This window comes from Archangium sp., from assembly GCF_036388035.1.
Taxonomy (GTDB): Bacteria; Myxococcota; Myxococcia; order Myxococcales; family Myxococcaceae; genus Archangium.
The window spans coordinates 1-10,846 of record NZ_DASVSO010000282.1 but is presented as its reverse complement, the minus strand read 5'-3'; the positions used below and the strand labels follow the sequence as shown (position 1 = coordinate 10,846).

The 10,846-nt window shown below is 71.3% G+C and carries 7 protein-coding genes; 5 read left to right on the top strand and 2 right to left on the bottom strand.

All coding sequences use genetic code 11. The annotated features are described in order from the left end of the window. On the top strand, positions 1-967 hold a 967-nt coding region (locus VF697_RS11920), incomplete at its 5' end, for a sugar transferase (protein ID WP_331094383.1). 94 nt (positions 968-1,061) lie between these two features. Continuing rightward, positions 1,062-2,132, top strand: coding sequence for a gluconeogenesis factor YvcK family protein (locus VF697_RS11915; protein ID WP_331094381.1), 1,071 nt, complete (start codon positions 1,062-1,064; stop codon positions 2,130-2,132). Positions 2,133-2,173: 41 nt separating this feature from the next. Here VF697_RS11915 and VF697_RS11910 read toward each other — a convergent pair whose 3' ends face one another. Further along, positions 2,174-3,580, bottom strand: a complete 1,407-nt coding sequence (locus VF697_RS11910) for an FAD-dependent oxidoreductase (protein ID WP_331094379.1) — start codon at positions 3,578-3,580, stop codon at positions 2,174-2,176. Positions 3,581-3,828: 248 nt separating this feature from the next. On the opposite strand from VF697_RS11910, the gene VF697_RS11905 reads away from it, so the two are divergent. The 3 genes from VF697_RS11905 to VF697_RS11895 are packed head-to-tail and all read left to right on the top strand — an operon-like array spanning position 3,829 to position 7,351. Beyond that, positions 3,829-4,947: a GNAT family N-acetyltransferase gene (locus VF697_RS11905; RefSeq protein WP_331094377.1), complete on the top strand. Its 1,119-nt coding sequence runs from the start codon at positions 3,829-3,831 to the stop codon at positions 4,945-4,947. Then, positions 4,935-6,110 (top strand): DegT/DnrJ/EryC1/StrS family aminotransferase, encoded by a 1,176-nt coding sequence (locus VF697_RS11900; RefSeq protein ID WP_331094375.1) that lies wholly within the window; start codon positions 4,935-4,937, stop codon positions 6,108-6,110. Before VF697_RS11905 ends, VF697_RS11900 begins: the two co-directional genes overlap by 13 nt. 29 nt (positions 6,111-6,139) lie before the next feature. After that, positions 6,140-7,351: a GNAT family N-acetyltransferase gene (locus VF697_RS11895; protein WP_331094373.1), complete on the top strand. Its 1,212-nt coding sequence runs from the start codon at positions 6,140-6,142 to the stop codon at positions 7,349-7,351. Between the two features lie 22 nt (positions 7,352-7,373). Here the strand turns inward: VF697_RS11895 and VF697_RS11890 are convergent. Continuing rightward, the coding region (locus VF697_RS11890; protein ID WP_331094371.1) for a tetratricopeptide repeat protein at positions 7,374-10,846 on the bottom strand (3,473 nt) is incomplete at its 5' end.

Sequence of the window (10,846 nt, the reverse complement as noted above, 5' to 3'; positions counted from 1 at the left end):
GCGCGCGGTGGTGGGTGTCCCCAGCCGGGTCATCATCGTGGGAGACGGCCTCAAGGCGCGCGCGGTGGCCAACGCCATCGAGCAGGGCGGCGAGGACAGCTTCCGGGTGGTGGCGCTGGTGGATCCCCGGCGGTCGGTGGCCGAGGGCAAGCAGCCCGAGCAGGTGGACGCGCTGGCCGAGCGGCTCGGGGCCCAGTTCGTGGTGCAGGCCGCGGATGACATGCGCGGGGCCAACTGGATGGATGCGCTGCTGCGCTGCCGCCTGGCCGGGCGCCGGGTGTACGACGCCACGGGCTTCTGCGAGCGCGTGCTGCGCCGCATTCCGGTGGCCCACCTGCGCACCAGCGACTTCGCCTTCGCGGACGAGCTGACGGTCTCGCCCCTGCGGCGCCTGGCCAAGCGGGCCTTCGACGTCGCCGTGGCCTCGGTGCTGGTGCTGTGCGCCGCGCCCTTCCTGGTGCTGGTGGCGCTCGCCATCAAGCTGGACTCCAAGGGGCCGCTCTTCTACCGGCAGGAGCGCGTGGGCCTGGGCGGCAAGAGCTACTGGCTGTGGAAGTTCCGCAGCATGCGCACGGACGCGGAGAAGGACGGGGCGGTGTGGGCCCGGGCCAATGACGACCGCGTCACCCGGGTGGGCCGCTTCATCCGCAAGACGCGCATCGACGAGATTCCCCAGGTGTTCAACGTGCTGGTGGGGGACATGAGCTTCGTGGGGCCTCGGCCCGAGCGCCCCGTCTTCGTCGAGCAGCTCAAGCAGCAGATTCCCTTCTATGGGCTGCGCGAGGCGGTGAAGCCCGGCATCACCGGGTGGGCGCAGATCCGCTACCCCTACGGAGCGTCGGTGGAGGACGCTCGCAACAAGCTGGAGTTCGACCTGTACTACGTGAAGAACGGCTCGCTGTTCCTGGACCTCGGCATCATCTTCCATACCGTCAGGCACGTGCTGCTGGCGCGGGGAGCGCGGTAGAGGTCAAGGCGGTCCGGGCCTGTTGAGGCTCGAGTGACGCCACCGGGAGGCCGGTGGCGGGATGGACGGACGGGGTTGGAGAGGGGACGGGGACATGCTCGAGTCGGAATCGCCTCTCAACGAGGCGTTGGTGGAAGAGGCGCGCCGGACGACGGGCCGGAACGAGCTGCTACAGGCGCTCGACGTACGGCCGACGCGGATCGTCGCGATGGGAGGCGGGACGGGTCTCCCCATGGTGCTGCGCGGCCTGTCCCGGCGCGCCGAGCCGAAGCTGGGGGATCCGGGCCTGGACATCACCGCCGTCGTGGCCATGAGCGATGACGGGGGGAGCTCCGGCCGGCTGCGGCGCTCGCGCGGGGTGTTGCCGCCCGGAGACGTGCGCAACTGCCTGGTGGCCCTCGCGGGCGGCAAGGGCACCAGCCCGCTCAGCGAGGTCTTCCAGTATCGCTTCGCCGGGAAGCGGGGGCTGGCGGGCCACGCGGTGGGCAACCTGCTGATCGCCGCGCTCGCCGAGCTCAAGGGGGACTTCCTGGAGGCGGTGCGTGTCTCCGGGGAGCTGCTCGGGGTGAAGGGGCGGGTGCTGCCCAGCACCACCGCGCCGGTGCAGCTCGTGGCGCAGATGGAGGACGCCACCGAGGTGGTGGGCGAGCGCAACATCTGCCGCGCCCACGGACGCATCCAGAAGGTGCTGCTCAGCCCTCGCGCGCCGCCTCCGGTGGACGGGCTGATCGAGGCCATCTACGCCGCGGACCTCATCGCCATCGGGCCGGGCTCGCTGTACTCGAGCGTCATGCCCAACCTGCTGGTGGACGGGGTGGCCCAGGCGCTGTGCGAGACGCGGGCCCTCAAGGTGATGGTGGCCAACCTGATGACGCAGCCGGGCGAGACGGACGGCATGGACTGCCTGGACCACGTGCGCGCCGTCATCGACCACGTGGGCCCGGTGCTGGACGCGGTGCTCGTCAACTGCGCCGCGCCCTCCGAGGAGGCCGCCCGGCGCTACGGGCTCAAGGGCTCCTTCCCCGTCCGGGTGGATCGCCGCGCCCTCATCAGCGCGGGCGTCGTCCCGGTCGAGGCGGATCTCCTCAAGGAGGGCTCGCGCATCCGCCACGACAGCCGCAAGGTGGCGCGCTGCCTGCTGAAGATGGCGCGCTCCGGCCTGTAGGCGGTGGGGGGCTCCACCCCGGGGAGGAGGAGCCCGCGGCCTCAGGCCGCCTGGGCGCGGGTGGCGAAGGTCGGCTCCGGCTGGCGGCTCAGATCGGCCGCGGCCGGCCTGGCGGTGAGCAGCTTGAGCATCATCCTCGGGGAGAAGAGGGCCGTGGGCGACTCGAGCATGTGCATCACCCGGACGAACGTTCCCAGCACTTCCTCATCGTAGTTCGCGATCCGCTGCACCTGATCGCCGTACCAGTCCGTCAGGCCGCTCGCCAGCGGGCGCTTGCCCTCCACCTCGGGGAAGCGCAGGTCCCCGCTGGTCGACATGGACCAGGGCAGCTCCAGCAGCTTGCCCACCCGCTGGCGGTAGTGCTGGGACACTCCGCCCAGGCCCTGGCGCAGGCACTCGCCCAGCGTCTGGGCCTGCAGCGCGCCCGTGGTCATGCCCTGGCCGTAGATGGGATTGAACGAGCAGAACGCGTCCCCCACCATGGCCAGGCCCTCGGGGAAGCGCGGCATCCGCTCATAGTGACGCCGCTGGTTGTGCGGGATGCGGAAGACGTTGATGGGCGAGAGCGGCTCGGCGTGCTTGAGCGCCTCGTAGATGTGTGGCTGGCTCAGGTTGCGGAGGTACTCGACGTAGCCCGCGTCGTCCATGGGCGGTTGCGCGCCCAGCCATCCGCCAATCGAGACGAGCCACCGGTCGTCCTCGATGTTCTGGACGACCGCCAGCCGCCGCTCCACGGGCAGCTGGGGGGCGATGGTCATCATCTTCCAGCTCGCCACGAAGTCCGCGGGCCGCCGGAAGACGCGGCTGGCGTAGACCACGTCCACCTGGATGCGCGTCTCCTCCACCCGGGGGTAGCCCAGCGCCTCCAGCCATTGGGGCATGCGCGAGCCGCGGCCGCTGGCGTCCACCACCAGCTCGGCCTCGAGCGTCTCCTCCTGCCCGTCATGGGGAGCCCGGAGCTGGACGCCCGTCACGCGGGCCTTGTCCGCGCTCGTCAGGTAGCCGGTCACCTCACGGCCATCGAGCACGGCCACGTTGGGCAGCGCCTGGAGCCGCTTGCGGACCACGCTCTCCAGCAGCGGCCGGCTCTGCCCGTAGAAGTAGATGCCGCACGGCGTCCGGGGGCGCCAGTGGCCGCCCATGTACCAGGCATGGTCCCCCGTCATGTCCATGAAGTTGGAGCCGGCGGCCTTCAGGTCCTCCCGGAAGCCGGGGAAGATCTCCCGGAGGATGTCCATGCCGCGCGTGAGCAGGCCGTGGACGTGCACTCCCTGGGGGACGCCCTTGCGCGCCTGCGCGCCCGGCTCGAAGCGATCCCGCTCCACCAGCGTGACGCGCTCGAAGTGACGGGCGAGGACGCCCGCGGCGATCAGCCCCGCCATGCTGCCGCCAAAGACGAGGGCGTGCTTGCCGACAGGGTGGGAGGGAATGGCATTCGGTGTGCTCATACGGTCCTCGGCTCTGAAGAGGAGTCGGAGCGTAGGCGACATGTCTGGAGGCGTCGAATCGCGGAATCCCCGGAGGCTCTGCCTCGGGCTCCGTGGGGTGTCCAACAGAAGGCTGGCCGGGCCTGCCTGCTCGCATGCCCCATCGGGCGAAATGGCGCGCGCGGGTTGTTGGCGGGCAGGGCCGTTACCACCTTGCGGCGCACGCGGGACCTCGGGGGCCCCGCGCCGTCAGGAGCCAGACACAAAGCATGGAAGCCAGACAGCTCACCCCCGCGCCGGGCGTCGTCGAGGTGGCGGATCGCACCTCCTTCATGACGCTCGAGCCGGAGTGGAACGCGCTCGTGGGGTCCACGGCCGACGAGCCCTTCTACCGTCATGAGTTCCTCCGGGTGTGGGTGGACAACTTCGCCCCGGAGTCGCGGCTGCGCCTGCTGACGCTGCGCGATGGGGACGGGCGGCTCGCCGCGGGCCTGCCGCTGCTGGCCGGGCGCGCCTCGATGTATGGCGTGCCGGTGCGGCAGCTCTCCGCCACGGCCAACCCGCACTCGTGCCGCTTCGACCTGGTGGCACGCGAGCCCCAGGCCGCCGCGCAGGCGTTCCTCGGACACCTGCGCCAGGACTCGAGCTGGGACGTGCTGCTGCTCACGGACGTGCCCGAGGGGGGCGCGGGGTGGGCGCTGTACGAGGCGGCGAAGGCCTCGGGGCTGCCGGTGGGGACGTGGGAGTCGCTGCAGTCGCCCTACATCCCGCTGCCGGGCTCCTGGGACGAATACCAGAAGACGCTGCAGTCCAAGTTCAAGGCCAACTGCCGCCGCCGGCGCCGCAAGCTGGAGGAGAAGGGCCGCGTCACGGTGGAGCGCGTGGAAGGGGGGCTCGACCTGGAGGCGCGACTGGAGGAGGGCTTCGCGCTGGAGGCGAGCGGGTGGAAGGGCCGTCGCGGCACGGCCATGGCGCAGGACGCGCGCACCCGCGGCTTCTACTCGGAGCTGGCGCGGGAGGCGGCGTACGCTGGCCGGCTGGCGCTCTACTACATGCGGCTGGAGGGGCGGGCGGTGGCCTTCCAGTACGCGCTGGAGTACGGCGGGCGCTACTTCCTGCTCAAGCCCGGCTACGACGAGTCGCTGGGGGATTGCAGCCCGGGCCAGCTCCTCATGGAGGACGTGCTGCGCGACTGCATGCAGCGGGGCCTGCGCGAGTTCGACTTCCTCGGGCCGGACATGGTGTGGAAGCGGGACTGGACGGACAAGGTCCGCCGCCACACCTGGCTCTACATCTTCAATGACACGTCTTTTGGCCGTGCGCTGTGCGCGGCGAAGTTCCGCTGGGCCCCGGTGGCCAGGGAGGTAGTGGCGCGATGGAAGCGGTGAAGAATCAGAGGTTGTTCGTTCCCGCCCTGCCCACGCTGTGGCCGGGGATGCTGTTCGGCCACAACGAGCCGAGCGGCTTCATGCCCTTCAGCGCCTCCAACGTCCGCTGGTTCTACTTCGCCCGCAACGCCGTCTGGACGACGGTGAAGATGCTGGGGTTGGACAAGGGCGAGGTGCTGATGCCGGCCTACCACCACGGCGTGGAGGTGGAGGCGGTGATGGACGCGGGCGCCACGCCGCGCTTCTACCGGGTGGGCAGCCGCTGGGACGTGGACGTGGAGGACGTGGAGCGGCGCATCGGGCCGAAGACGAAGGCGCTCTACCTCACCCACTACGCGGGCTTCCCCGGCCCGGTGGACGCGATGCGCGCCCTGGCGGACAAGCACGGCCTGCCGCTCATCGAGGACTGTGCCCTGTCGCTGCTGAGCGCGGATGGCTCGGTGCCGCTGGGGACGACGGGGGACATCGGCATCTTCTGCCTCTACAAGACGCTGCCGCTGCCGCACGGCGGGGCGCTCACCGTCAATGGCCCCCGGCAGTACAGCCTGCCCGAGCCTCCCGCGCCGCCGTTCACCTCCACGTTCAGCCACACCATCTCCGCGCTGCTGCAGAACCTGGAGCTGCGCGGCGGAGCGTTCGGGCGCGGGGTGCGCCGCTTCATCCGGGGCCTCGGCAAGGGCGCGGTGAAGGCGGCGGACATCGAGCGGGTGGCCACCGGCACGCAGCACTTCGACAGGCGCCACGTGGACCTGGGGATGAGCCCGTTCGCCAGGCGCCTCGCCGAGGCGCAGGACCTGGAGGCCATCGTCGAGCGGCGGCGGCGCAACTACTTCTTCCTGCTGGGACGGCTGCGGGAGGTGTCGGCGCCGCTGTTCAACCAGCTGCCCGCGGGGGTGAGCCCGCTCTTCTACCCGCTGGTGGTGGAGGACAAGGCGGAGGTGCTCGCGCGGCTGCACGCCAGCGGCATCGAGGCCATCGACTTCTGGAAGCACTTCCACCCGGCGTGCGACGCGTCCGCCTTCCCCGAGGTGGCGCAGCTGCGGCGGAGCATCGTGGAGATTCCCTGCCACCAGGACCTCACGCCGGAGGTGATGGCGGAGGTGGCCACGGTGGTGCGTGGGGCGCTGACGATGGATCGCCGCAACCGCAAGCACGCGGGCTGAGACACTGAAACAGGCACGAGGTTCACACCGTGATTCACGAAGCGGAACTGTCTCCGACGCCGAGCCCCGCTCGGTGGTTGGACGTGGGCGCCGTCGGGGACTTGTCGAAGCTGGCGGCCATGCGGGGCGCCTGGAACGCGCTGCTCGACTCGAGCACCGCGGGGCCCTTCAACGCGTGGGAGTGGGTGTACCCGTGGTGTCGGCGCATCGGCGCGGACCGGAAGCCCTTCGTGATGCAGGCGAAGGACCGGAGCGGCGATCTGGTGGGGCTGATGCCGCTGGGCTTCGAGGTCCAGTGGGTGCTGGGGCGGCCCATCCGTCGCCTGGCCTTCCTGGGCGAGACGCACGTGGGCAGCGACTACCTGGACGTGGTCGCTCGGCGCGGACGTGAGGAGGAGGTGGCCTACGCCTTCGCCGGGGCCCTGTGGGAGCTGCGGGACCAGTGGGACGTGCTGGACCTGACGGACCTACGCGAGGACTCGCTGACGATCCGGGTGCTGCGGGAGACCTTCGAGAAGAACCGGGCGGACTTCCGGATGTCCACGCGGTACGTGTGCCCGTACGAGTTGCTGCCCAAGGGCGAGTCCTTCGATGCCTTCCTGCGGCGCACGAGCCGGCGGGACAACTTCTTGCGCCGCAAGAAGTGGCTGGAGAAGCAGGAGGGCTACCGGATTGAGAAGACGGAGGCGCCGGGCGCGCTGGCGGGGCCGCTGACGGACTTCTTCCGGCTGCACGCGATGCGGTGGGAGTCGGACGGGGGCTCGCAGGGCATCAAGGGCCGGGGCGTCGAGGCCTTCCACCGGGATGCCACACAGCTGCTCGCCGAGCGGGGCCGGCTGCGCCTCTACACGATGAAGGTGGGCGGCCAGGCGGTGGCCTCGGTGTACGGCATCCTGCACCGGGACTCCTTCATCTACTTCCAGTCCGGCTATGACCCGGCCTGGCGCAACCGCAGCGTGGGGCTGGTGCTGGTGGGCGAGACGTTCCGCGACGCCATCGACGCCGGGCTCGCCGAGTACGACTTCCTCCGGGGCACCGAGTCCTACAAGTCCGACTGGACGACCCAGCAGCGGCGCACGGTGTCCCTGCGGGTGCTCTCGCCCAACGGGGGAGGGGAGTGGCTCGTGCGGCGCGAGGAGACGCTGCGGCAGGTGCGCGAGGTGGCCAAGCGCGTGCTGCCCCAGAACGCGGTGGAGCGGGTGCGCCGGTGGCGGCGCAAGCTCGCCGCGGTTCGTGGGTAGGCTGACGGAGAGGGGGCCGGACTCACTGCTGATTGGCGCGGGACAGTACCCCGCGCCGCAGGTGCGTCTGCGCCAGTCGCGCGAAGAGCAGCAGCTTCCGCTCCGCGGCGTACTTCTCCAGCGTCTGGAACTGCTCCTGGGCTGCCTTGGCGTGGCCCGCCTGCTTCTCCACCTCCGCGAGCGCGAGCCGCGCCTCGCACTCGGCCAGCGTGCTACCCAGTTGTCTGGCTTCCGCCACCGCGGCCTGGAGCTGAACGATGGCGTCCGCGTCCTGCCCGGCCGAGGCCACGCGGGCCGACGTGACCGCCCAGGCCAATCTCACCAGGGCATTCTGGTTCGTCCTCGCGAGGGATTCCGTCTGCTCACACCTGGCCCGCGCATCCGCGAGGCGCCCCTGCGCCAGTGAAACCCGCGCCAGCAGGAGGGCCGCCTCGACCTCGCAGGCGCGAACCTTGAGCGCCTTGAAGGTCTCCACCGCCTCTCGCAGAAGCCGCTCGGCCTCCTCCGTACGCCCCGCTTCCAACTCGAGCCGCCCGAGCGCCATCCTCGCTTCCGCCAGCTCGCTCCGCCCGCCCGCCTGCTTGCGCAGCCGCATCGCCTCCTCGAAGAGGCCGCGGGCACGGACGAGCTCGTCCGACAGCAGGGCCACGTTCCCGGTGGACACCAGGTTGTAGGCGATGAACCGCTGGTCCCCGATGGCCTGGGCGGACGCGGTGCTCTCCGCGAAGTGCTTCTGTGCCATCCCCAGGTCCCCGGTCTCCAGGTAGAGGGCGCCGAGGACCCACAGGCCCGCGTGCATGCAGTAGCGGTACTCCGTCTCCCGGCTCAGGCGGATGCCCTCGAGGGCCAGCTCCTTTCCCTTCTGGAATACCCCCTGGCGGTGGTGGACGACGGCGAGGTTGACGAGCGCCCCGGCCTCCACGCGTCGGTTGCCAAGCTCGTGGGTGATGCCCACGGACTCCTCGAACAGGGCCTTGGCCCCCGCCAGATCTCCTTGCATCAACAGGCAGTCCGCGAAGCCGTGGAGCCCGGTGGCCACGCCCAGGCGGTAGCCCAGCTCCCGCCAGATGTGTACGGCCTCGCCGAACAGCCGCTTGGCCTCCTCGTAGTCCCCCGCGCCGTGGGCGATGATGGCCATCTGCTTGAGCGTCTTGGCCTCGGCGTTCCGGTCCCCGGCGGCGGTGAAGATGCGACGGGCCTCCTCGCAGACCGCCAGGGCCTCCTCGGGGGGCTTGCCCAGACGCAGCAGCGCGTGCCCCTTCACCGAGAGGGCCTGTGCCATCAGCAGGCGCGCGCCCTGCTCCGTGCCCTCCTTCGCCGCCCGAGCCGCCGCCTCCAGCGCGCCCTTGTAGTTGGAGGTGGCGTCCATCACCTCGGCCCGAGCGAGCTGGAGTCGGCCCCGTTCCGAGGCCGAGGCGGGGTGCTTCTGGAGTTCCTCCAGCACACCGAGCGCATCCCGGGCGTGGCCACCGGAGAGCTGCGCGGAGGCCAGCTTCAGGCCGTAGTCGAGGTTGTCCGGGTAGGACTTGTAGAGGGTGTCGTAGATGTCGATGGCCTTGTTCCACTCCTTGCCGAACTCGCGCAGGCGTCCGTCCACCAGGAGGCGGTCCGCGCGGTTGAGGGTACCGGCCAGTGCGAGGGCCTTCTGCGCCTCCTCCAGCGCGCGGGTGTCATAGCCGAGCGTGGACCAGGCCTCGGCCAGGGCGGAGTGGGCCAGGGCGTACTGGGGATCCGCCTCCACGGCCTGGGTGAGCCGCTCCTGGGCCAGGAGCGTGTCGTAGCTGCGCAGGTGGGAGAGCCCCTCGGCGTAGTAGCGCAGTGCCTCCGCGTTGGCGGGCAGCGAGGCGCGTGCATCCGGGCTGTTGGAGGTGGCGTCTTCCGCACCGAGACGCCCACGCAGACGTGCCCCCATCCGGGAGATGAGCTTGAGCACATCCTCCATCATCTCGGTCTCGGTGAGGGTGGTGAGGGTGTCGCCCGTCGTGGTGTCCTGGAGCCGCAACACCAGGCGGAGCTGCCCACCCGAGGCGCCCGGGACCGCCAGGTACGAGCCCAGCACGACGTAGTCCGTGCCGAGGTGCGCGTGGAGCCGTGCCAGGGTGTCCCTGGAGAACCCATCACTGTCCTTCAGGGCCAGCTCCTGCTTGAGCCGGATGACGTTCTCGCCGGAGATGGTCCGGAGATCCTCGGCTGCCGCCAGCTCCGCGTTCAGCATCTCGGCGAGCGCGGGGGACAGCCAGGCCACGTCCGGGTTCCCCGAGAGGTTCTTGAAGCCGAGTACGGCCACGACCCGGCGTGAGCGGCCCTCTCCCCGAGGTGCCCGGCCGCCACCCGCCAGCCGGAGACCGGGCCACGACACCACGCCGGTGGCGCCCGCGAGCAGGAGAGCCCCCGCCGCGGTGAGAAGGGTCCTGCGCCGCACCCGTGACACCGCGGACCCCGTGGCGGACGCGCGCCGCACCTTGCGGCCATCCCCGGGCGGAGGCGCCAGCGGCGCGAAGCCCGGTACGCCCACCTCGCAGATCTCGGTCGGCTCCTCCACTCCGGCGAAGAGGTACGGGCCGTGGACCATCCACTCCGGGGGACGCTCGGAATGGCTGGTGCCCACGAAGGCCCGGCGTGCCATGTCGAAGGCGGCGCGTGTCATCAGCGTCTGACGGGCGATCGCGAGGGACATGGTGCGGGCCGCCACCGGCTTGGCCAGTCCCTCGACCTCCACGGGCTTGGCACCCCGGGCCACCGCGGCCGGCGGATTCTCGCGCAGGAGCACCTCCCCCAGGTGGATGCCCGTGCGTGCCGCCAGCGGCACACCCAGCTCCACGCCCAGCTCGGCCAGCGCCTGGTGGTATGCGAGCGCATAGCGGGTCGCGTCCACCGGCCGGTCGAAGAGGAGGAGGAAGCCGTCGGTCTTGTCGATCTCCTGGCCCCCGTGCGCGCGGAGCAGGTCGCGGGCAAGCCGGTCGTGACGATTGAAGAGCTGCGCGGCGCGGGTATCGCCCAGTGTCTCCACCAGTCGCGTGCTCTCGACGAGGTCCGTCATGAGCAGGGTGCGGATGGCGACGCTCGGCTGGGAGGCAACGGACAGCGCCCGGCTCACCTCGCGGGCGCTCGCGAAGCGGGCCTGCGGGGCGCGCTCGAGGCAGCAGAGGATGGTCTCGCGCCATCCCGGGTCCATCCCCGCGAGCCGGGGGACCAGGGCTTCGTCGAGCACCGCCGGAGAGGGCCGCTCGCCCGTCACCAGCTCCAGGAGGACGGCGCCGAGTGCCCAGAGGTCGGAGCGGGGCGTCGCCGGTCCGCCCACGCGCTGCTCGGGGGCGGGGTGGGGCAGCTCGGCCGCGGAGGGTTCACGGCCCAGCTCGAAACCCGTCACCATGGCGCGGAGGCCAGCCCCGCCGGGCACCAGCACCACGCGGGAGCTCGAGAGCGCCCGGTGCACCAGCCCCGCGTTGTGGGCCGCCGCCAGTGCTTCGGCGAGCTGGTTGGCCAGCGCCAGGG

Coding starts and splice junctions, on each gene's coding strand:
- VF697_RS11900 (WP_331094375.1), top strand. CDS start 4,935: ATGGAAGCGGTGAAGAATCAGAGGTTGTTCGTTCCCGCCCTGCCCACG.
- VF697_RS11915 (WP_331094381.1), top strand. CDS start 1,062: ATGCTCGAGTCGGAATCGCCTCTCAACGAGGCGTTGGTGGAAGAGGCG.
- VF697_RS11905 (WP_331094377.1), top strand. CDS start 3,829: ATGGAAGCCAGACAGCTCACCCCCGCGCCGGGCGTCGTCGAGGTGGCG.
- VF697_RS11910 (WP_331094379.1), bottom strand. CDS start 3,580: ATGAGCACACCGAATGCCATTCCCTCCCACCCTGTCGGCAAGCACGCC.